At 73.4% G+C, this 20,582-nt stretch carries 17 protein-coding genes; 11 read left to right on the forward strand and 6 right to left on the reverse strand.

What is annotated here, in order from left to right:
- Window positions 1-321: 321 nt before the first annotated feature.
- The 4 genes from AB0C27_RS02085 (at window position 322) to AB0C27_RS02100 (ending at window position 4,643) form a co-directional block, all read left to right on the forward strand.
- Window positions 322-1,074 carry a SpoIIE family protein phosphatase gene (locus AB0C27_RS02085; protein ID WP_357836416.1) on the forward strand — a complete coding sequence of 251 codons (753 nt, stop codon included), beginning with the start codon at window positions 322-324 and terminating at the stop codon, window positions 1,072-1,074.
- A gap of 137 nt (window positions 1,075-1,211) precedes the next feature.
- On the forward strand, window positions 1,212-2,003 hold the full coding sequence (locus AB0C27_RS02090) for an SAM-dependent methyltransferase (RefSeq protein ID WP_357836419.1): 792 nt from the start codon (window positions 1,212-1,214) through the stop codon (window positions 2,001-2,003).
- A 77-nt stretch (window positions 2,004-2,080) separates the two neighbouring features.
- Window positions 2,081-3,070, forward strand: a complete 990-nt coding sequence (locus tag AB0C27_RS02095) for an endonuclease/exonuclease/phosphatase family protein (RefSeq protein WP_357836422.1) — start codon at window positions 2,081-2,083, stop codon at window positions 3,068-3,070.
- Window positions 3,071-3,185: 115 nt separating this feature from the next.
- Window positions 3,186-4,643, forward strand: coding sequence for a vanadium-dependent haloperoxidase (locus AB0C27_RS02100; protein ID WP_357836425.1), 1,458 nt, complete (start codon window positions 3,186-3,188; stop codon window positions 4,641-4,643).
- Window positions 4,644-4,753: 110 nt separating this feature from the next.
- Here the strand turns inward: AB0C27_RS02100 and AB0C27_RS02105 are convergent, their stop codons facing one another.
- The gene (locus AB0C27_RS02105; RefSeq protein WP_346114164.1) at window positions 4,754-4,942 is read right to left on the reverse strand and encodes a hypothetical protein; all 189 of its coding nucleotides are present in this window, start codon (window positions 4,940-4,942) and stop codon (window positions 4,754-4,756) included.
- Between the two features lie 494 nt (window positions 4,943-5,436).
- Between AB0C27_RS02105 and AB0C27_RS02110 the strand changes: the two genes are divergently transcribed.
- Genes AB0C27_RS02110 through AB0C27_RS02120 form a run of 3 tightly spaced genes read left to right on the forward strand, consistent with a single transcriptional unit; the run spans window position 5,437 to window position 7,800 of the window.
- Window positions 5,437-6,411 (forward strand): winged helix-turn-helix domain-containing protein, encoded by a 975-nt coding sequence (locus tag AB0C27_RS02110; protein WP_357836429.1) that lies wholly within the window; start codon window positions 5,437-5,439, stop codon window positions 6,409-6,411.
- A 25-nt stretch (window positions 6,412-6,436) separates the two neighbouring features.
- Entirely contained in the window at window positions 6,437-6,715 is a 279-nt protein-coding gene (locus tag AB0C27_RS02115; protein ID WP_357836432.1) for a hypothetical protein, read from the forward strand.
- A complete protein-coding gene (locus AB0C27_RS02120; protein WP_357836435.1) occupies window positions 6,712-7,800 on the forward strand; it encodes a transglycosylase SLT domain-containing protein in 1,089 nt (362 codons plus the stop codon). Before AB0C27_RS02115 ends, AB0C27_RS02120 begins: the two co-directional genes overlap by 4 nt.
- 45 nt (window positions 7,801-7,845) lie before the next feature.
- Here the strand turns inward: AB0C27_RS02120 and eccB are convergent, their stop codons facing one another.
- Together eccB and eccD are read right to left on the reverse strand one after the other, a co-directional pair.
- Window positions 7,846-9,240, reverse strand: a complete 1,395-nt coding sequence (eccB, locus tag AB0C27_RS02125; protein ID WP_357836438.1) for a type VII secretion protein EccB — start codon at window positions 9,238-9,240, stop codon at window positions 7,846-7,848.
- A 25-nt stretch (window positions 9,241-9,265) separates the two neighbouring features.
- Window positions 9,266-10,651, reverse strand: coding sequence for a type VII secretion integral membrane protein EccD (gene eccD / locus AB0C27_RS02130; RefSeq protein WP_357836440.1), 1,386 nt, complete (start codon window positions 10,649-10,651; stop codon window positions 9,266-9,268).
- A 103-nt stretch (window positions 10,652-10,754) separates the two neighbouring features.
- Here eccD and eccCa point away from each other — a divergent pair, with 103 nt between their 5' ends.
- Window positions 10,755-14,738, forward strand: a complete 3,984-nt coding sequence (gene eccCa / locus AB0C27_RS02135) for a type VII secretion protein EccCa (RefSeq protein ID WP_357836443.1) — start codon at window positions 10,755-10,757, stop codon at window positions 14,736-14,738.
- A 14-nt stretch (window positions 14,739-14,752) separates the two neighbouring features.
- On the opposite strand, the gene AB0C27_RS02140 is transcribed toward eccCa, so the two are convergent.
- From AB0C27_RS02140 to mycP, 3 genes are read right to left on the reverse strand one after another with little or no spacing between them, the layout of a single operon-like run.
- Window positions 14,753-15,049: a WXG100 family type VII secretion target gene (locus AB0C27_RS02140; protein ID WP_346114998.1), complete on the reverse strand. Its 297-nt coding sequence runs from the start codon at window positions 15,047-15,049 to the stop codon at window positions 14,753-14,755.
- A gap of 18 nt (window positions 15,050-15,067) precedes the next feature.
- Window positions 15,068-15,391, reverse strand: coding sequence for a WXG100 family type VII secretion target (locus tag AB0C27_RS02145; protein ID WP_346114999.1), 324 nt, complete (start codon window positions 15,389-15,391; stop codon window positions 15,068-15,070).
- Window positions 15,392-15,446: 55 nt separating this feature from the next.
- The gene (gene mycP, locus AB0C27_RS02150; RefSeq protein ID WP_357836448.1) at window positions 15,447-16,622 is read right to left on the reverse strand and encodes a type VII secretion-associated serine protease mycosin; all 1,176 of its coding nucleotides are present in this window, start codon (window positions 16,620-16,622) and stop codon (window positions 15,447-15,449) included.
- A 133-nt stretch (window positions 16,623-16,755) separates the two neighbouring features.
- On the opposite strand from mycP, the gene AB0C27_RS02155 reads away from it, so the two are divergent.
- The 3 genes from AB0C27_RS02155 to AB0C27_RS02165 are packed head-to-tail and all read left to right on the forward strand — an operon-like array spanning window position 16,756 to window position 20,567.
- Window positions 16,756-17,376: a hypothetical protein gene (locus tag AB0C27_RS02155; protein ID WP_357836451.1), complete on the forward strand. Its 621-nt coding sequence runs from the start codon at window positions 16,756-16,758 to the stop codon at window positions 17,374-17,376.
- Window positions 17,373-18,617, forward strand: a complete 1,245-nt coding sequence (locus AB0C27_RS02160) for a hypothetical protein (protein ID WP_357836454.1) — start codon at window positions 17,373-17,375, stop codon at window positions 18,615-18,617. The genes AB0C27_RS02155 and AB0C27_RS02160 overlap by 4 nt, the downstream gene beginning before the upstream one ends.
- 54 nt (window positions 18,618-18,671) lie before the next feature.
- A complete protein-coding gene (locus AB0C27_RS02165) occupies window positions 18,672-20,567 on the forward strand; it encodes a protein kinase (protein ID WP_357836456.1) in 1,896 nt (631 codons plus the stop codon).
- The last annotated feature ends 15 nt before the right edge of the window (window positions 20,568-20,582 follow it).

Consider the following 20,582-nt stretch of genomic DNA (forward strand, 5'->3'; position numbering starts at 1 on the left):
CCGCACGCGATATGGGCATAAGACGGGTCTCACGATAACGCAGGGAAGCATGGGTAAAAAGCTACGGAAAAGGGTTTCTCCGCGTTTTACCGAAATTCCGGTAAATGGCGTCATGGGTCGCATGGCTGTTTGTCCTCGGGCCGGCTCTGTTGCGGTCTTCACCGCCCTCCTCGAACCCTGTCCCGGGCCGCCCCCACCAGCATGACGGCTGATCGGCCGTCATGGCCGCTGACGGCCGATCGGCCGTCAGTCGCGTCCCTTCTCACAGGCGTGTACTGGGACGCGTGTGGCCGCGAATGATCGCGGCGGGGAGGGGACCTCATGACGGTGTTCGTGATCACGTTCCTGCTGGGCTGCCTGTCCGTGATGACGGTCAGGGGCCGGAAGGGGAACTGGCCGGCGGGGATGCCGGTGGCACGGCCGCGCCTGGTGGCGGTGGGGGGCACGTACGAGGGGACGCGCGGCCGGCCGTCCGACGCGTACGTCGTCCAGGAGCGGTTGATCGCGGCGGCCAGCGGAGCCGTCGGGGCTGAGGCGGCTCATCCGGCCGCCGCGCTGGCCCTGGGGGCGGTCGTCACCGAACGGCCGCAGCACGCCGGCACGATGGAGCGGGACCTGCGCGCCTGCGCGCAGGCGGCGCACCGGGCCGTACGGGCCGCGGCGCTGCGCGACCCCGCCTCCCCCGAGCTGGCCAGCACGCTCGACCTGGTCGTGCTCGACCGGACCGAGATCCCCCAGCTGCGGTACGCCCACATCGGCGACGGGGGGATCTGGCACTGCCCGAAGGGAGGGGAGCCGCGCCTGATCACCACGGCGTGGCGGGGCACGGGGCCGCGCGGGGTCGGCCTCCCTGCGGCCGAGCCGGAGATCGGCACCCTGATGCTGCGTCCAGGGGACCGGATCGCGCTCGTCAGCGACGGCGCGGTCAGGGCGCTCGGGGAGGGACGCATGAAGCAGCTGCTGGGGGGCGGCGCGTCGCCGAGCGCCTGCCTCGACCGCCTGTACGACGAGATGGCCGCCGTGGAGCCCAAGGACGACGCCACGGTGGTCGTCGCCGAGTTCGTCACCGCCTGAGCCGCGCGAACCGCGTGAACCGTACGAACCGCGTGAAGCGCCTGAAGCGCGCGAACCGCGTGAAGGGGACGTGAACAATACGACCAAATGGGGGCGGCGATCGTGCCGAAGATCTGGTTTGACCTAGGATCGCTCATGTGAGCGCACCACACGGCATCAACCCGAACATTCCTCACTCCGCCCGGGTCTACGACTACTGGCTGGGCGGGAAGGACAATTTCGAGGCCGATCGCCGGGTGGCGGAGCAGACCATGGCCGCGGTGCCGGGCATCCGCGAGAGCGCCCGCAACAACCGGGCCTTCCTCGGACGAGCGGTGCGCCACCTCGCCCGGCTGGGCGTGCGCCAGTTCCTCGACCTCGGGACCGGCATCCCCAGCCAGGGCAACACCCACGAGGTGGCGCAGGCCGAGGCGCCTGACGCCCGCGTGGTCTACGTCGACAACGACCCGATCGTGATGGCGCACGCGCGGGCGCTGCTCACCAGCACGCCCGAGGGCAGGACGGCCTACATCGAGGCCGACGTCCGCGAGCCGCGCACCATCCTCGAACACCCCGACGTGCTCGACACCCTCGACTTCGACCAGCCGATCGCGCTCGTCATGGTGGCGATCCTCATGCACATCTCCGACGACGACGATCCGGCCGGGCTGGTCAAGACCTACACGCAGGCACTGCCGCCGGGCAGCTTCCTGGTACTCAGCCACCTGACGCTCGACCTGATCTCCAAGGAGACCGCGGAGGACTACCTGGAGGCCACCCGGCCGCAGGCGATGCACAGGACGCCCAGGACGGGTGAGCAGATCGCGCGCTACTTCGACGGGTTCGAGCTGATCGAGCCGGGTCTGGTCCCGGTCTCCGAGTGGCACGACACGCCGCTCTTCCCCGACACGGCCGCCTGGATGTACGCGGGGGTCGGCCGCAAACCGTGACGGCGGGCCGCGCGCCGTCACGTTCCAAAGCGGTTTAAGGTTCAAGCTGTGGATCAGTTCGAGGACAGGACGGCGCGGTGAGCGCGGCGGTCGAGGTCGAGCAGCCCGTGGCCGGTGAGCGGCCGAAGCAGAAGCGGCGCCGCAGGCGGTGGTTCGGCTGGACGGTCGTCACGCTGCTCGCGCTGTGGGCCGTCATCAGGGCCGGCGGCTGGGAGCAGGGCTCGTTCCTGACGCAGCTCATGACCGTGACCCCGTACGGCGCGGGGCTGGCCGCCCTGACCGGGCTGCTGTCGCTGCTACGGCGCAACCGCCGGGCCGCGCTGGCCGCCGCGCTCGTGTGCGTGGCCATGGTGGCGATGCTGGTGCCGCGTACGGTGAGCGCCGAGCAGCCGGCGACGCGGGGCGCGCCGCTGCGGGTGCTGACGGTGAACCTGTTCGGGCGCGGCGACGCGGCGACCGTGGTCGACCTGGTCCGCCGGTACGACGTCGAGGTGTTCAGCGCCCTGGAGCTGACCTACGCCGAGGCCGAACGGCTGGACGCGGCCGGGCTCAAGCAGTTGCTCCCCTACCGGGTGCTGCAGGCCGAGTCCGGGGCGACCGGCAGCGGCATCTACGCCAAGCATCCGGTGACGAAGCTTTCCGGCCTGTTCACGCCGATCGGCCACAACATGCCGGCCGCCACCGTCTCACTGCCCGGGGGCGGTGAGGTGCAGTTCGTGGCCGTGCATCCGAACCCGCCGCTCGGGCGCATGGAGCGGGAGTGGAACGCCGCCCTGCGCGCCCTGCCGCCCGCCTCGCCCACGGCGATCAGGGTGCTGGCCGGCGACTTCAACGCCAGCCTCGACCACCGCGCCTTCCGAGACCTGCTGGACCGCGGCTACGTGGACGCGGCCGACCAGCTCGGCAAGGGGCTCACTCCGACGTGGCCGAACTTCCGGCCGATGCCGCCGATCATCTCCATCGACCACGTGCTGGCGGACCGGAGGGTGGCGGTGCGCCGGGTGGAGGTCCTGGACGTGCCGAGGACCGACCACCGGGGCGTCTTCGCCGAACTCCGCCTCCCCTGACGCCTGACGCGCAAGACAGTGCGGTGTCACCTCAAGGTAAGTTAGAAAACGTGTTCGAGCATGGCATCGTCTCCTGGTGCCCGGGGCCCGTCCCGTTTCCAGGAGGAGATCGCTCATGCCCGCACGCACGTCCTTACGCACGCTGGCGCTCGCGCTGGTGAGCGCCACCGCGCTCGCCGTCCCCGCCCTGCCCGCCACCGCCCTGCCCGCCACCGCCACTACAGAAGCCGCGACTGCCGGCCCCAATGTGGTGGTCCGGTGGAACCAGGCGCTGCTGTCGGCGATCCGTACGGGGACGCTCGGCCCGCCGATGGTGGCCAGGGCCCTCGCCGTCACCCACACCTGCGCCTACGACGCCTGGGCCGCCTACGACGCGGTCGCGAACGGCACCCGGCTCGGCGGCTCGCTGCGGCGTCCCCCGGCGGAGCGCACCGAGGCGAACAAGGCCGAGGCGATCAGCTTCGCCGCCCACCTCGCCGCGGTCGACCTCTATCCGGCGCAGCGGGCCGGCTTCGACGCCCTGATGAACGAGCTGGGCTACGATCCGGCCGACCCGTCGAGCCAGGCGGCGCGGACCGGCGTGGACGCGTGCCAGGCGGTGCTCGACCACCGGCACGCCGACGGCTCCAACCAGCAGAACGGCTACGCCGACACCTCGGGCTACGCGCCCGTCAACGCCCCCGTCGTGGTAGCAGAGCCGCTGACCACGCTGAACGCTCCGGGCCGGTGGGCGCCGCTGACGTACGTCAACCGGGCCGGCGCGGTCGTGACGCCGCCGTTCCTGGCCCCGCACTGGGGCGGGGTGGCCTCCTTCAGCGGCGCCGCGAAGGACCTGGCCGACCAGGTGCCTGCGCCGCACGCGTACGGCTCGGCCGGGTTCCGCGCGCAGGCCGCCGAGATCGTCTCCGGCACAGCCGCGCTGGACGACAGGCAGAAGGCGATCTCCGAGTACTGGTCCGACGGGCCCAGCAGCGAGACGCCGCCCGGCCACTGGTGCCTGTTCGCCCAGCAGATCTCGGCGCGCGACCGGCACGGGCTCGACCAGGACGCCAAGCTGTTCTTCGCGCTGGCCAACTCGGTCATGGACGCCGGCATCGCCTCGTGGGAGGTCAAGCGGGACCGCGACTCGGCCCGGCCGATCACCGCGATCCGCTTCCTGTACCAGGGGCAGACCATCCCGACGTGGGGCGGACGGACGGTCGAGGGGGCGCTGTGGGTGCCGTACCAGCCGCCGACGTTCCCGACGCCGCCGTTCGGCGAGTACGTGTCGGGGCACAGCACGTTCAGCGCGGCGGCGGCCGAGGTGCTCAGGCGTTTCACCGGGAGCGACGCGTTCGGCGGGCAGGCGGTGGTCGCCCAGGGGTCGTCGCTGATCGAGCCCGGGGTGACGCCCGCGCGGGACGTGACGTTGCGCTGGCGTACGTTCACGGACGCCGCCACGGAGGCCGGGCTGTCGCGCCGGTACGGCGGCATCCACTTCCGCCTCGGTGACGAGCAGGGCCGCGCCCTGGGCCGCGCGGTCGGCACGGCGGCGTGGGACCGCGCCAAGAGCTACTGGTCCGGGCGCCACTGAGCGGCGGGGACCACGCGACGAACCACTGTTGAGCGCCGTAGGAGCTGCGGCTGAGCGGCGGGCGCCCGCTTCCCGGGTCCGGGGAGCGGGCGCCTTCGTGCTGCGGAAGGTCAGGCCGCGCTCTCCTCGGCCTGCCTGTTGAGCGTTTCGAGGTCGAACGCACCCGACTTGACGGCCGCGGTGAACGCCTCCCAGTCACGGCGAGGAACTTCCAGCACCGTGTCCGGGTTGTCCACGTGAATGATCTCCACGTGGTCGTTGATCCGCTTCGCCGCGACGCGGCTGGCGTCTTGTGTCATCTGCAGCACTCCTTCCGGTGCATTGCGGGCTCCACCCCGGTCCTCCATTCGCAGGAGAACCGGGGCGGTTGCGGGCAGCCTTCCATCTCCGCAAGGGCGTCTGCCACCGCTCCACCCAACCCGCCGGAGAGAAAACCCCACTCCGGGGTGACGATCTATTGACCTCGGTACAAGAAATGACCCCCTTGGCCAGGGCGGGCGGCCGGCGCAGCCCCTCTGCGAGCCGGACGGGGCAACGGGAGCTTGTAAGGGATTTTCAAGTCGGAAGTTAGTGAAGAGGCGTAGCTTCCCCGCTCGAAAGAGGGACACCGCTTTACAGAAGAGGACAAGGCATGAACTTGACCGCAGAGGCGACACTCCCCCTCGAAAGCCGCACGGTCCGCATCACATAGGACCGCCTTTTGGGATGTTTCTAGCATTGTTGAAGCATTCCTCCGGCGATGTCTTACCTGTCTACAGTCCTACCTGTGGGGGCCCAAGTACCAAGGACCAACGTGTGGAGTGAGCTGCGCCTGAGCTCCACGCCGAAGCTGAACATCTCGATCTCGCCGAGCCTCACCGCCCTTGCCATGCTCCTCGACGCCGCCGCCGGCCGCCGCCGCGGCCTGCCCGAGCTGTGGCGGCGGGCGATCGGCTCCAGGATCGGCCCGCTCGGCCACGAGGCCGTGCGCCCGCTGGCCGCCGCCGGCTGCTCGCTCGGGCCGGACAGCCTGGTGCCGCACTCCCCCATCGGGGGTGACGTCTCCGTTCAGGCCCAGGTCGCCGCCCTGCACGACCTCTCGCCCGACGCCTTCCTCGCGGACCTGGAGCGTACGTACGGGATGGACGCGCCGCCCGTGCAGTGGCGGGCGGCGGCCGAGCGGCCCGCCCGCTGGCTGCACGGCTACGCCAGTGCCCTGGCCGACGTCTGGAACACCGTGGAGCCTCTGTGGAAGCGCGCCCGCCCGCTGCTCGACAAGGAGGTCGAGCGGGTCGGCGTGACGACCGTGCGCGGCGGGCCGGAACTGCTGCTCGGGGCGCTCGGCGAACGCATCGTGTACGGCGAGCGCGGCCTGCGCTTCTCCGGCTCCCACTCAGGGACGTACGAGCTGGGCGAGCGCACGCTGGTCCTGACGCCGATGCTGGCCGGCCGGGACGCGCTCGTCCTCGGTCTGGACGACCCCGGCGCGGTGTGGATCGCCTACCCCGTGCCCGGTGCGGACTCCCTGTGGCGCAAGCCCGTCGCCCCGTCGGTGGACGAGCTGTCGGCGCTGGTGGGGCCGGTCCGCGCGGACCTGCTCTGCGCCCTGGACCAGCCGATGACGATGTCCATGCTGGCCACGGACATGAAGATCGCGCCCAGCGGGCTCACCTACCATTGCGACCGGCTGCGCGCCGGGCGGCTGATCACCCGGGAGCGGCGCGGCCGTGAGGTGTGGATCGCCCGCACCCACCGGGCGGACGAGCTGCTGGAGCTGTTCCGGTGCTGAGGCGCCGGAGGGAAGGGAGCCGGGCATGGTGCTCACGTTCCACCGCGACGCGCTGGCGGGCCGCGCCGCCGCGGCCAAATCGGCGGCGGGGGCGTTCTCGGGGCTGAGCGGCCCGGCGCCGGACGTCTCGGCCTGCGGGAACGTCTCGGGCTCCGCGGCGCTGGCCGCGGCGATGGGCGACCTGGCGCGCGTGTCCGGCGAAGCGGCCAGGACGCTGGGCGGACGGCTCGCGTCGGTCGAACGCGCGCTGGACGCCGTCGAGCGCACGGTCACCTCCGCCGACGCCGGCGCGGTCACCCGATGAGCCCGATTGACGATGTCAGGGCCGCTCCCGGCGGCGGCGAGCTGGCCGGCCTGGCGCTCAAGGTGATCGGCGACCCGGCGGCCATCACGGCGGCCGCCAAGGCGTGGCGGGCCGCGGCGGGCACCGCGCGGGAGCACACCGGCGCGCTCACGACCGCCGCGGGCGGCGTGGACGGCGCCTGGCAGGGGGCGGGCGCCGACGCGTTCACCGCCTACCTGACCAGGGCGACCGGCTGCGGTGGCCGGCTGGCGCAGGTCATGCACGACTGCGCGGGCCACCTCGACACGGCCGCGCGGGCGCTGAGCGGCGCCGAGTCGGAGGCGCTCGGGATCTGCGCCCAGTACGCCGCCGCCGCGCACGAGCTGCGCTCGGCCACCCCGCCGCCCACCGAGGCGCAGGTCACCGAGCGCCTGGCACCGGCCCTGGAGACGGCCAGGGCGGACCTGCGCCGGATCGTCGCCGACACCGGCACGGCCCTGTCGGGCGCCGCCGGGCTGATCCAGAACGCGCTCGCCACCGTCCCCGACGTCGCCGGCGAGCTGCCCGAGCCGGACACACAGCCGTTCACGCCCACTCCGGGAAGACCGCTCGGCTGGTCACCCGAGCACCAGGCCCCGACCACCTTGGCCGCCGCCACGCCGTCCTCGGGCGCCGCCCACGGCCCGGGAGGCTTCGGCGGCTACGGCCCCAGCGGCCCGCCACCCTCCGGCGGCGGCCCCGCGCCGCCCGCGCAGGTGGCCGAGTGGATCAGCCAGGCGGTCGCGATCCTCAAGGCGAACGGCGTCCCGGCCGGCAAGATGAACCCGGACGACATCTGGACGATCATCCGCCACGAGTCGAACGGCAACCCCCACGCCATCAACAACTGGGACTCCAACGCGGCCAAGGGCACGCCGTCCAAGGGCCTGATGCAGACCATCGACCCCACGTTCGAGCGGTACCGGCTGCCCGGCCACGGCGACGTCTACGACCCGGTGGACAACATCATCGCCGGGGTCCGCTACGCCATCGCCCGCTACGGCTCGGTCTCCGACGTGCCCGGCCTGGTGGGCATGCGAACCGGAGCGGGCTACAGCGGCTACTGATCGGCCGCGAACCTGCCGGCTACCGATCCGGCACGCGGCCGGCGGCTACTGATCGATCGCGGGCCTGGCGGCCCGTGCCGGGTCCAGCACCGGGCCCTCGGGGATGAGCTGGAGCACGTTCATCGGCACCGGGGCGGCCTGGGCGGCGGTGTAGCCCAGCCTGGTCAGCACGTCGGCGCCGGGCACGGCGTAGCGGCGCCCCTCGGGGGTGATCAGGTAGTAGGACTGGACGGCCTTGAGCTGGCCGTCGCCGGGCAGCACCCCGGCCAGGACGGCGCGGCCGGGCGGGAGGCGGACCAGGTCGGTGGCGTCGCCGTGCGCGGCGGGCAAGGTGGCGCCGGTGGTCAGGCGGACGCGGGTGGAGCCCGTGCCGGTCTCGGCGTAGACCACGCAGATCGGGCGGGCGGGGTCGTAGGCGGTCATGCGCGGCAGCACGGCGGGCAGCCCGTCGGCGGGCAGGGTGGTGCGGGAGCGGGGGGCGGCGTTGGCGGTGGCGGCGTCGACCCGGATCTCCTTGACCGCGCCGCCCCCGTAGGCGGACCTGCTGTCGGGGTCGCTCAGCAGCAGCGCGGCCTGCCCCTGGGTGATGGCGGCCAGGCCGTCGGAGAGCAGCACGTACCAGTGGTCCTCGCCGCCCGCCACGGCGCCGGCCAGGAAGACCTGGCCGACGGTCGCGGCCCTGCCGCCCGGCCCGCTCACCGGGCGGCCCCGTCCGGGGATGGCGGGGGCGGCCAGGTCGGGCCCTTCTGGCAGCGCGTTCAGCCAGGCCACCGGCACGGCGGCCGGGTCGGCGGCGGTGAGCCCGCCGGCGATGCCGGCCGGCACGCGCATGCGGGTGCCGCGCCAGATCGCCCACGTCTGGCCGCCCACGTCGACCAGCGTCGCCTCCCCCTCGGCGACCGGCTTGCCGCCGAGGTCGCGTCCCGCGACCAGCATCACGTACGGCTTGCGCCCGGTCGGCTCGGCCCGCTCCTGCACGCACGCCGACCAGGGGCCCTTGGCCAGGTGCGCCGGGTCGGGCAGGGAGTCGGGCGCGCCGGGGATGCCGATGGCCGCCCCGCGCTCGTACGAAGCCAGCGCCTGCCTGGCCACGACCCGCTCCTTGACCTGCCGGGCGTTGAGGACGAGCCGGGCGGAGGCGTAGTTGGCGACGGGGATGAGCCGGCGCTGCTCCTGGCTGTAGACGAAGCGCGCTCCCGTCTCGCGCTCGATGATCAGCGTGCCGGGGTCCTCCAGGAACTTGCCGCCGCCGGGGCGCAGCAGGCCGTAGACGGCGAAGCCGACGCAGAGCAGGACCGCGACCATGATTCCGGCCAGGAACCCGATGTTCTGCCGGCGCAGCGGCCACTCCGGCTGGTTGGGCCGGGCGCGCAGCAGGGCCAGCCCGATGCGCTGCACGGTGAGGCGGTAGGCCTGGTAAAGGTCACGCTGGTTGTGCACTCCGCCCCTCCCGGCGCGGGCCGGGTCAACTGACCAGGCCGCGGATGGTCTCGTACAGGTTCATCACGGCCAGGGAGAGCGGCACCAGGGCGATCATCAGCAGGATGTCGGCGATGTCGCCCATGCGGCCCCAGAACGGGGACGGCCGCCCGGTCGTGAGCCACAGCGCCGTGCCCGTCACGGCCAGGGCCAGCGCCACGAGGATCGGCACGATCACGTACAGCACGGTCCCGTCCGTGGCGGCGAGCGTGGCGGCCCCGGCCGGCAGGAGCACGCCGAGCAGGGTCGCGGCCGTCAGCCAGGCCCGCTGGCCGCGTCCCTCGAAGACGCGCGCCCGCATGAGCAGCGACAGTGACAGCGCCGCGCTCATCGCCAGCGCCGCCCAGGTGCCCTCCAGCACGAGCAGCACCTGCGCGCCCAGCACGACCAGCGCCACCGCGCCGAGCAGCCCCGAGCAGAAGCGGTCGGCGACCACGGTCTTGTCGATCACCAGCGCGCCGTCCAGGTCGCCGCTCTCGCGGCGCAGCTCCTCCGCCGTCGTCGGCAGCGCGGGCAGCGGCATCCCGGCCAGCCGGAACGACAGCGAGGGGATGGTCGTGCTCAGCCCGACGACGAGCGCGGCCAGCACCGCCGCCACCCCGGCCGCGGGCAGGTCGAAGGCCATGACGACGCCGGCGCCGAGCAGCCCGCAGAGCGCGGCGGCGGCCACGCCGAGGAACGCGGGCAGCCCTCGTGCCACCGCGAACCCGGTCGCCGTGGCCAGCATCAGCGTCACGCCGCAGGCGGAGAGCAGGTTGTCCGGCTGGAAGAGCGACCGCTCCGAGGCCGGGCCGACGAGGCCGGCCACGAAGCCGTAGGGCAGGGCCGCGTACCCGATCACCGCTCCGGCTCCCGCGTCGCCCATGGCCCGCGACAGCGCCGCGGCCACCAGCAGCAGGACCAGCGCCACGACCCCGGCGACCAGCGCGGCGGGCGGCCAGGGCGGGCCGGCCGTCAGCAGCGCCACCGTGCCGAGCCCGAGCAGGGCGACCGCCGCGCGCAGGCCGTAGTTCCTGGTCGCGGCCGGCTGCCAGCGTGCCGTGCGCTCCAGCACGCCGGTCGCGACCGCGTCGGCGACGTCGTCGAAGACGGCCTCGGGCAGCTCGTGGCCGCGCGGGCGGAGGTGCAGCAGCTCGCCGTCGTGCACGGTCAGCTCGGACAGGGTCGCGTTCGGGTCGAACGGGGGCTCGCCGAGCCGCTGGAGCACCCAGCCGCCGTGGGCCAGGCCCGCCTCGGCCAGCCCTTCGCCCGCGATGCGCAGGAGGGTCGGCAGCAGGTTGCCCAGCGGGATGTCCGGCGGCAGGCCCAGGTCCAGGAAGCCGCGCGGGGTCACGACGGTGACCCGGCACAGGTCGGTTCCGGTGGCGCTCACCCGGATGAGTGTATGGAGCGGGCTCGCGCCGTGACGGGCCAAAAACGTTCAGGAATTTTGAAATGTCGCCTATATCCCTACGTCAGCGGCTTTCATGAGGCTGGTGAGCGGCAGCCTGATCGTGGTCCGCCGGCCGGAGCGGCGCAGGCCGCCGGAGCCGCCGGCGGGAGAGGTCCTCCTCGAACCCCCGCCCGAGATCCCGGAGACCGTGACGGGCGGCGGGCTGACGCAGTTGCTCACGTACCTGCCGATGATCGCGGGCGCGGGGGCGATGGCGCTCATGTTCACCGGCGGCTCCACCGGCAACCCGATCATGCTGGTCTCCAGCGGCCTGTTCGCGATCTCGATGGTCGGCATGGGCGTCGGCCAACTGCTGCGCACCGCCGGGGAGCGCAAGAACCAGCTCAACGGCCAGCGCCGCGACTACTACCGCTACCTGGAGCAGGTCAGGCAGCGGGTCCGTAAGGCCGCCGAGCAGCAGCACCGCGCGATGACCTGGAACCATCCCGACCCCTCCGCGCTGTGGTCCCTGGTGATGACCACCCGGCTGTGGGAGCGCGGGCCCCGCGACGACGACTTCGTCCAGCTCAGGATCGCCACCTCGGCGCAGCGGCTGGCGCTGCCGCTGATCCCGCCGGAGACCAGGCCGATCGAGGACCTCGACCCGATGACGGCGGGCGCATTGCGCCGGTTCGTGCGCACGCACGCCACCGTCCCCGGGCTGCCGGTGGCGCTGGCGCTGCACTCGTTCGCGCGGATCGTGCTGGGCGGGGACCTCGTGGTGGGGCGCGACCTCGTCCGGGCCGCGCTGGCCCAGGCGGCGGCGCTGCACGCGCCGGACGACCTGCGGATCTCCGTGTGCGCGGGACCCGGCGAAGCGCGGGAGTGGGAGCCGGTGAAGTGGCTGCCGCACGCGCTGCACCCGTCGGAGGAGGACGGCGCCGGTCCTGTCCGGCTGGTCGTGGGCGACCTGGGCGAGCTGGACCGGCTGCTGGGGTTCGAGCTGAAGGACCGGCCCCGGTTCACCAAGGGGCTCTCGGCGGACGCGGCGCCGTACCACGTCGTGGTCGTGGACGGCGGCACGGTGCCGGCGGGCAGCCAGCTCGCGCTGGACGCCATCGAGGGCGTGACCGTGATCGACCTCGGCGGCGCCGTCCCGCCCGCGCCCGCGCAGCTCACCCTGCGCCTGGAGGCCGGGCCGGAGGAGCTGGTCAGGATCGGCGCGGACGAGCTGGGCAAGGAGGTCAGATCCGGGCTCGGCCGCCCCGACCGGATGGCCGCGCCCGCGTTCGCCGCGCTGGCCAGGCAGCTCGCGCCGATGCGGACCGGCGCGGGCGGCCAGGAGGAGCGGCAGGACGTCCTGGCCACCAACACCACGCTCACCGACCTGCTCAGGATCGGCGACGCGCGCCGGCTGTCCACGGCGGTGACCTGGCAGCCCCGCCCGGTGCGCAACCGGCTGCGGGTGCCGATCGGCCTCGGCGCGGACGGCCGGCCGGTGGAGCTGGACATCAAGGAGGCGGCCCAGGGCGGCATGGGCCCGCACGGGCTCGTGGTGGGGGCGACCGGCTCGGGCAAGTCGGAGCTGCTGCGCACGCTCGTGCTCGCGCTGGCGATCACGCACTCCTCCGAGACGCTGAACTTCGTGCTCGTCGACTTCAAGGGCGGCGCCACGTTCCTCGGACTGGACTCGCTGCCGCACGTCTCCGCCGTGATCACCAACCTGGAGGACGAGCTGCCGCTGGTCGACCGCATGCACGACGCCCTGCACGGCGAGATGGTACGCCGGCAGGAGCTGCTGCGCTCGGCCGGGAACCACGCCTCGGTCCGCGACTACGAGCAGGCCCGCGAGCAGGGGGCCGACCTGCGGCCGCTGCCGACGCTGTTCATCGTGCTGGACGAGTTCAGCGAGCTGCTGGCGGCCAAGCCCGAGTTCAGCGAGCTGTTCGTGATGATCGGGCGGCTCGGGCGCTCGCTCGGGGTGCACCTGCTGCTGGCCTCGCAGCGGCTGGAGACGGGGCGGCTGCGGGGGCTGGACACGCACCTTTCGTACCGGATCGGGCTGCGCACCTTCTCGGCGGCCGAGAGCCGGGCGGTGCTGGGGGTGGCGGACGCGTACTCGCTGCCGCCCGAGCCGGGCAACGCGTACCTGATGTTCGAGACGACCGGGATGACGCGGTTCAAGGCCGCGTACGTGTCGGGGCCGTACCAGCCGGCCGAGGCGCGCGGCCCGGCCGTGCCGGCTCGCACGGGACATCGCGGCAAGATCGTCTGGTACGGCGCGGAACGGGTCCCGCTGCCGCCTGTCGCCGTCGCGCCCCCGGTCGTGGCCGACCACAAGGGCAGGCAGGACAGCCTGCTGGACATCGTGGTCGAGCGGCTGGCCGGCCAGGGCGCGCCCGCGCACCGGATCTGGCTGCCGCCCCTGAAGGAGCCCGCCTCGCTCGACCAGCTCCTGCCGCCCGTCGAGGCCACGCCCGAGCACGGGCTCACCGCGGCGGGCACGTCCGGCGACCGTCCAGGACGGCTGCACGCCGTGGCCGGGATCGTGGACAGCCCGTTCGACCAGCGGCGGGACCCGTACTGGCTGGACCTGTCGGGCGCGGCGGGCAACGTCGCGATCGTGGGCGCGCCGCAGACCGGCAAGAGCACGCTGCTGCGCACGCTGATCGCCTCGCTCGCGCTCACCCACACCCCGAAGGAGGTCCAGTTCTACGGCCTGGACTTCGGCGGCGGCACCCTGTCGGCGCTGTCCGGGCTGCCGCACGTCGGCGGCGTGGCGGCCCGGCTGGACGCCGACGCGGTGCGCAGGACCGTGGCCGAGATGAAGGCGCTGCTGGAGCGGCGCGAGCGGCTGTTCGTGGAGCGCGGGATCGATTCCATGGCCACCTACCGCAGGATGGTCGCCTCCGGCGCCTACGAGGGCGACGGCTGGGGCGACGTGTTCCTCGTGGTGGACGGCTGGGCGACGCTGCGCCAGGAGTACGAGCTGCTCGAAGCCGTCGTCGGCGACCTGGTCACGCGGGGCCTGGGCTTCGGCATCCACGTCGTCGGCACCGCCAACCGGTGGCTGGAGTTCCGCGCCGGGGTGCGCGAACTGCTCGCCACCCGGCTGGAGCTGCGGCTCGGCGACGCGTTCGACTCCGAGATCGACCGCAAGGCCGCCGCGAACGTGCCCGAGCGCACCCCCGGCCGCGGCCTCACCCGCGAGTCGCTGCACTTCCTGGCCGCGCTGCCGCGCATAGACGGCCGCTGCACCATCGACGATCTGGCCGACGGGGTCTCCGCCCTGGTACGGGACGCGGCGGCGGCCTGGCACGGCCATCCCGCGCCGCCCGTACGGCTGCTGCCGGCCCTGCTGCCCGCGCACACACTGCCCGCTCCCCCGGCCGAGGGCCCCATGCGGATCCCGGTCGGCATCGACGAGGCCGCGCTCGCGCCCGTGCTGCTGGACTTCGACGCCGACCCGCACTTCGTGGTGTTCGGCGACACCGAGAGCGGCAAGAGCAACCTGCTGAAGGTGATCGCGCGCGGCATCGCGACCGCGCGCACGCCGCTCGGGGCGCGCTTCGTCGTCATCGACTACCGGCGCTCACTGCTGGACGCCACCGACACCGAGCACCGCGTCGGCTACGCCGCGTCGAGCGCCGCCGCGACGACGCTGCTCAAGGGGGTGCAGGAGGTGCTGGCCGAACGGCTGCCGCCACCCGACCTCACCTCCGAGCAGCTGCGCACCCGCAGTTGGTGGACCGGGCAGGACCTGTACGTCATCGTGGACGACTACGACCTGGTGGCCACCTCGGCCAACCCCCTGGCCCTGCTCGGCGACCTGCTGCCGCAGGCCAGGGACATCGGGCTGCACCTCGTGCTGGCCCGGGCCATGGGCGGGGCGGGGCGGAGCATGCTGGACCCGGTGGTGCGGCGGCTGAAGGAGATGAACTCGCCCGCCGTGCTGCTGTCGGGGCCTCGGGAGGAGGGGCAGCTCTTCGGCAACGTACGGCCCCGGCAACTACCCGCGGGGCGGGGGCTCTACGTGGACCGGCGTTCCGGCGAGAAGCTGATCCAGACCGCTTACCTGGCCTCATGAACGGGTGGCGCCGTTCAGGTGCCCCAGCGGCGGACGTTGGCGTTCTCCGCGTCGCGCATGATCGCGGTCGCGTCGTGCAGCGAGGGCCCGAGGCGCTGCATGGTGTCGCCCATGGCCTCGACCGCCTGGTTCCACTGGATCTTGGCGTCGAGGTAGACGGCCTTGGCGGGGCCGTCCCAGGTCTCCAGGACCTTGAGGTCGTCCTCCAGGTCGGCGAGTTCGCCGACGAGATTGGCGTAGGCGCGGCCGAGCTCGGCCGCGATCTCCTCCATCTCGTCGAAATTGGCGAGGATGATGTCGGGACCGGTCATGGTGAGCTCTCCTTCGCCCTAGATCGCGCCGCCGTTGAGTGAGGACCTCAGTTTCGCGGCGACCTCGCTCGCGCTGGTGCTCGCCTCGGTGTACTGGACGTCGGTCGCCTTGAGGTTCTCGCCGATCCTGGCCAGCGCCTCGATGACCTTGGTGAACTGCGGGGTCCACTCGTTGAGCACCTGCGTGTAGACGGTGGCGGCCTCGCCCATCCAGGCGCCGCCGAGCGTCTCGGGGATCAGGGCGAGCCGGTTGCGGATCTGTTCCACGTTCCCGACGGCGATCTGTACGCGTTCCGCGGCGCTGTGCTGGCTGCCCTCGGCATAAGTGGTCCTGTCGGCCACGGTTCACCTCTCGGATCTCGTGAACCCGCTTTCGACCGGGTTCCGGAATTCTGGATCAACGTAGGCGGCGCTCGACGCCAGGGGTTGCGATTTCAACTTTCCTGGAAATGTTTCCGGCCCGCAGGCTCCGCCGTCTGGCTCTGGGCAGCGTCAGCGCCACGAAGACCACCAGTGCCGTCACCCCGCCCGCGCCGGCGGTGATGCCGATCGCCAGGCCGCGCGTCCGTTCGTCCGGGACCGGCGCCCTGGCCAGGACGACCGGCGGCGCGGCGGCCGCGCTCTCGTCCGCCACGGGCAGCACGGAGGTGACCGCCTGCAGCGGGCTGACCAGCCCGGCCCCGGTGCCCGCGGCTCCCCCGCCCTCGGCCGTCCGTTCCAGCCGGCGCTTGACCTGCCAGTGGTCGAGATCGGGGTGGCGGGCTCTGACCAGCGCGGCGACGCCCGACACGAAGGGGGCGGCGAAGCTGGTGCCGTCCAGCCCCGTACGGTAGCCGCCGCCCGTCCACGCGCTCGTGACCCCGGCGCCCGGCGCGGTCACCGAGACGCGGGTGGCGCCGTTGGAGAAGCCGGGCTTCGTGCCGTCGGGCGAGGCCGCGCCCACCGCGATCACGCCGGGGTACTCGGCCGGGTAGGCGGGCGTGACCGCGCCGTCGTCCTGCTTGACGTTGCCGGCCGCCGCCACGATCACCGCGTCCTTGTCCTGCGCGTACGTCACCGCCGCCTTCAGCTCGGGGGCGTCGTGGGCCTGCACGGACACGTTGATGACGTCCGCGCCCAGGTCGGCCGCCCGCCTGATCCCCTGCGCCAGCCGCGACACGTCCCCCGAGCGGCCTTCCGTCTGCTTGATCGACACGATCGCGGCTTCCGGCGCGACGCCCGTCACCGGCACGCCGCGCGAGGTGAGGTCGCGTCCCGCGATGATCCCGGCCACCGCCGTGCCGTGGCCGACGCAGTCGCGCAGGTCCGTGGCGGTCAGGTCGACCTGGCGGGTGACGGCGCCGGCGAGCTGGGGATGCGTGGCGTCCACGCCGCTGTCCACGACGGCGACCGTGACGCCTTCGCCCTTGGTGAGCCGCCACACCCGCTCGAAGCGCAGCCGCTCCTGCGGCCATGGCGTGCCGGTGACCTCCGCGACGCCCGGCTCGGGGGCACAGCTGACCGGCCGGCCCGGGGCGGGCGTGGGGGTCAGGGCGAGCAGCAGGGCTGCGACACCGCACCAGAGGAAGGGCACGGTAGTGCAGTCTGCCGACACTACCGATCTTTCGTAGCTCTCTTCCAAATACTTTGAAATGACGCGTCATCGGGAGGGACGCCCGATAGGCAGGTGTCGGCATGTCCGGCGACGTGTGGACGCGGGAGAGAGCATGACGACACCTGAGGACCGCGGGGACAGCCAGCGGCCGACCGTCGGCAGGTCGTACCTGGACCGGGAGCAGATCACCCGGAGCTACGAGGACGGGAGCTCGGGCGCGGAGTACGACTTCGAGGCGCACACCGTCGAGGACGCCTACGCCGACCACCTCGTCGACCACGGGAAGGGCGCCTACCCCGGCCGGAGCCCGCTCACGCCGCCCGACCCGGACGGCGGGCACCTGCTCGCCGCGCACCCGATCGACCCCGGCGCGCCGAAGAGGGCGCTGTTCGTCGACCTCGACGCCTACGAGGACCCGGCCACCGGCACGCCGCGGCCGTCGTCGCCGGTGGAGCGGCTGCGCCAGGACCTCGACCGGCTCAAGGGCGCCGGCCGGGACACGGGCCTGAAGATCCTGCTCGACCGCGCCGCGCTCGACCAGCGCGCGCTGGGGGCCTGGCAGGCCGCCGACGACCTGCGCGCGACCACGGACAAGGCGCACGCCGCGCTGGGCGGCGCGATCGAACGGCTGTGGACCGTGTACGCGTCCGTCATCCAGGCACTCGACGCGACCGTGCAGACGGCCAAGGGCGCGGACCGGTCCCTCGCGAGCGACCGGCAGGCGCGTACATGAGCGACTTCTGGGAGGAATCACTCAGGGACGAGTCCCGGGCGCCGCACCCCGACGGCACCCAGTCGCTCAACGGCGCGGACTCCGAGGACGCCGACGGCGTCGCCTCCCTCCTCCAGGCGACCGAGCCCGAGCAGGTCGCGCAGGCGGGGCGTAACTACCTGGAGATCGCCCGCATGTGCGGGGAGTCGGTGGCGGAGCTGAGCGCGCAGGCGCGCGCCATCTCCGAGACGCTCGGCGGGGAGTCGCTGGAGGGCATCTTCAAGACGCTCGGGGAACTGCAGCGGGACCTGGCCAGGATCAACGCCGCCGCCACGTCCGTCGGCACGCCGCTCGAATGGTACGGCGACAAGGTGCTGCGCTGGTTCAAGGACAACGTTCCGGGGACCGGGTCCGTCGGGCTCGACGACGACCTCTTCGACGCGTTCGGCAGCGTCGAGGACAACGGCCACGTCCTCGCGCGGCATCACCTGCGGCTGCTCAACGGGTACATGGGGGACGTGTACGGGGCCATCGCCCCTACGGTCGAGCAGCGCACGTCCGCGCCGGGGACGGACGTGACCGGGATGTCGCCCGGGCGAGGGCTGGGGTTGCCCGGGGGCTTGACGGGTGATCCGTACGCGGGCGGCGGCCTGACCTCCCCCTACGGGAAGACTCCTGGCTTCGGCTCTCCTTACGACCCGGACGTCCCCGGCCTCCAGCAGCCGCCGGACCCGTCCCTCACGGACCCGTCCCTGCGCGACCCTTCGCTTCAGGACCCGTCGCTGCGTGACCCCTCACTCCAGGACCCGTCGCTCTCCGGCGGTCAGAACCCGGGCGTCCAGCCACCGGGCGTTCAGCACCCCTCGCTGCGGAACCCGGACATTCCCGGCATGAACCCGCCCTTGCTCGACCCGCCCACCGGCCTGACGCAGCCCCCGTCCACGACGAACCTGTCCAGCCTGCCACCGTCGAACCTGCCGCCGACCGGCCCCGGCACCACCACACTCACGCCCACCGGCAACGGGTCCGGCATCACCACAGGCACCAGCCCCGTGACCCCGTTCGGCGGCAATGTGCCCAGGCTCGGGGCGGCCGGGGCGGGGCTCGGGCCGAACGGGATGCCCCTGGGCATGATGCCGCCGTTCGGCGCGGCCGGGACCGGGGCCGGGCAGGAGCGCGAACGGGAGCGGACCAGGATGGCGCTGGTGGAGGACGAGGCGTTCGAGTCCGAAGACCTAGGCGGCCCGCCGGTGGTCGCATGAGCGCGGCGGCATGAGCGACGGATCGCGTAGACCTGGCAACGCGTGGGTGGTCGCATGAGCGTGATCGCCGAGCGGGTGCGCGGTTACCGGCTGCTGGAGCGGGCCGGGCAGGACGGGCCCTGGACCACGTACCTGGCGCGGGCCGAGGCGACGGGCGCGGAGGTGCTGGTCAAGACGCTCGCGTGCCACCGGGTGGACAAGCGGGCGCTGAAACGGATCGTGCGCGGCTTCGGCTTCCCCGAAGAGCTGGCGGCGCTCGGCTCGGTGGTCCCGGTGCTGCAGGTGGGGGCTACGGGGGACGGGCGGCCGTACCTGGTGACGCCCCCGCACGAAGGGCTCACGCTCGCCGAACGGCCGGGCCGCGGCCTGCCTCTGCCGCTGGAGCAGGCCATGGGGCTGCTGCGGTCGGTGGCGCGCGCGATCGCGGCCACACACGCGGCGGGCGGGGTGCACGGGCGGGTCAAGCCGGAGAACGTCGTCATGACCGGCGGCGGAGTGGTGCTGACGGGGTACGCCATGTCGGCACTGACGTCGATCGTGGAGCTGCCGGACGGGACACTGCCCTCGGTGCACGCCGCGCCGGAGGAGCTCGAAGGACGTCCACCGGTGCCCGCTTCCGACGTGTACGCGCTGGCGTCGATGACGTACGAGCTGCTGGCGGGCCGGCCCGCGTTCGCGCTGGACGGGCCGGGGAGCACGGCCAGGTTCGCACTCGGCGTCCTGACCGAGGAGCCGCCCCCGCTGCCCGCCTCGGTACCGTCTGACCTGGCCAGCGTCCTGCTCGCGGCAATGTCCAAAGACCCGGCGACCCGCCCCCCGGCCACCGCCCTCATCACCGCCGCCACCCCCCACGGCCACCCGTCCCCGGCTTCGCCCAGCGAAACCAGCCACCCCGCCCTCCCCCACCCCACTCCCGGCCCCACGAGCGGAACCGGCGGGATGGGGCAGCAGGTCGGCTTAGGTCTCCGAGACGGCGAGGTGGATCACGATCCCACCGTCCGCGTCCCCAAGGCACGCCCCGGCCAAGCACCCACTGCACGGCTCGCGACGCCGTCGGCCGAGGGCGCAGCGGCCGGCACCACCGGCTCATCCCTCAGTGGTCAGGAGCGGTCGGGGCCTCGGGAGCTGGTGTGGACGGTGGACCCGGATCGCTCGCGGGTCAGGCCGCCGGCCGGACCGCAGCCGTTCCTGCCGCCGCCTCCTGAGGTCACCGCGCCGCCGCACGCGCCCGCGACCCCCGGGCCGGGCAGCCGGGACCGTAAGGTGCCGCTGGTCATGGCGGGGGTGGCGGCGCTGGCGGTGCTGGTGGGCGCGGGCAGCGTCGCCCTGGCGATGAGCGGCGGCACCGGAACCACGACCGCGCGACAGCAGGCCACGACCACGGAGCCCACCGGCGCCGCCACCCCACCGGACGGCTCCATCAGCCTCGCACCACCAGACGCCTCCACGGTCGCACCCCCGAACTCCTCCACCAGCGTCGCGCCGCCCCGCGCCGACCGGCAGCCGCCGCAAAAGCTGCGGGACCAGGAGCCGGGTGACTCTGGAACGCCGTCCCCGCCAGCCGTGCGACGGAGCGCCGACCCGGCCACGGTCGCCACGTACCGTCCCAAGAGCCTCAAACTGGTCACCGACAGCGGCACCACGGTGACGCTGGCCTGGAAGGCCGTGCGCAAGAACGGCTACCCCATGATCATCCAGCAGTCCCCCGGCGACCGCCTGATGTCGGCGACCGCCGGCGGCAGCACCTACACCGTCGGCGGCCTGGACCCGTCCCTCGGCTACTGCTTCAAGGTCGGCAGCGTGGTCACCCTGGGCCGCCCGTCGTCGGTGGCCTGGTCGTCCCCGCTGTGCATCCGGGGCGCGGCGGAAACGGGCACCCGGGACGACAACCAGGTCCAGCCCCCGCTCGTGCTCCCCTTGGCCACCCCACCCCCGGCACCGACCGAATAGCCACCAAGTCAGGTC

It is taken from the genome of Nonomuraea sp. NPDC048882 (assembly GCF_040649755.1).
Classification (GTDB): domain Bacteria; phylum Actinomycetota; class Actinomycetes; order Streptosporangiales; family Streptosporangiaceae; genus Nonomuraea; species Nonomuraea maheshkhaliensis.

Coding starts and splice junctions, on each gene's coding strand:
- AB0C27_RS02085 (WP_357836416.1), top strand. CDS start 322: ATGACGGTGTTCGTGATCACGTTCCTGCTGGGCTGCCTGTCCGTGATG.
- AB0C27_RS02100 (WP_357836425.1), top strand. CDS start 3,186: ATGCCCGCACGCACGTCCTTACGCACGCTGGCGCTCGCGCTGGTGAGC.
- AB0C27_RS02105 (WP_346114164.1), bottom strand. CDS start 4,942: ATGACACAAGACGCCAGCCGCGTCGCGGCGAAGCGGATCAACGACCAC.
- AB0C27_RS02115 (WP_357836432.1), top strand. CDS start 6,437: ATGGTGCTCACGTTCCACCGCGACGCGCTGGCGGGCCGCGCCGCCGCG.
- AB0C27_RS02120 (WP_357836435.1), top strand. CDS start 6,712: ATGAGCCCGATTGACGATGTCAGGGCCGCTCCCGGCGGCGGCGAGCTG.
- AB0C27_RS02140 (WP_346114998.1), bottom strand. CDS start 15,049: ATGACCGGTCCCGACATCATCCTCGCCAATTTCGACGAGATGGAGGAG.
- AB0C27_RS02155 (WP_357836451.1), top strand. CDS start 16,756: ATGACGACACCTGAGGACCGCGGGGACAGCCAGCGGCCGACCGTCGGC.
- AB0C27_RS02160 (WP_357836454.1), top strand. CDS start 17,373: ATGAGCGACTTCTGGGAGGAATCACTCAGGGACGAGTCCCGGGCGCCG.
- AB0C27_RS02165 (WP_357836456.1), top strand. CDS start 18,672: ATGAGCGTGATCGCCGAGCGGGTGCGCGGTTACCGGCTGCTGGAGCGG.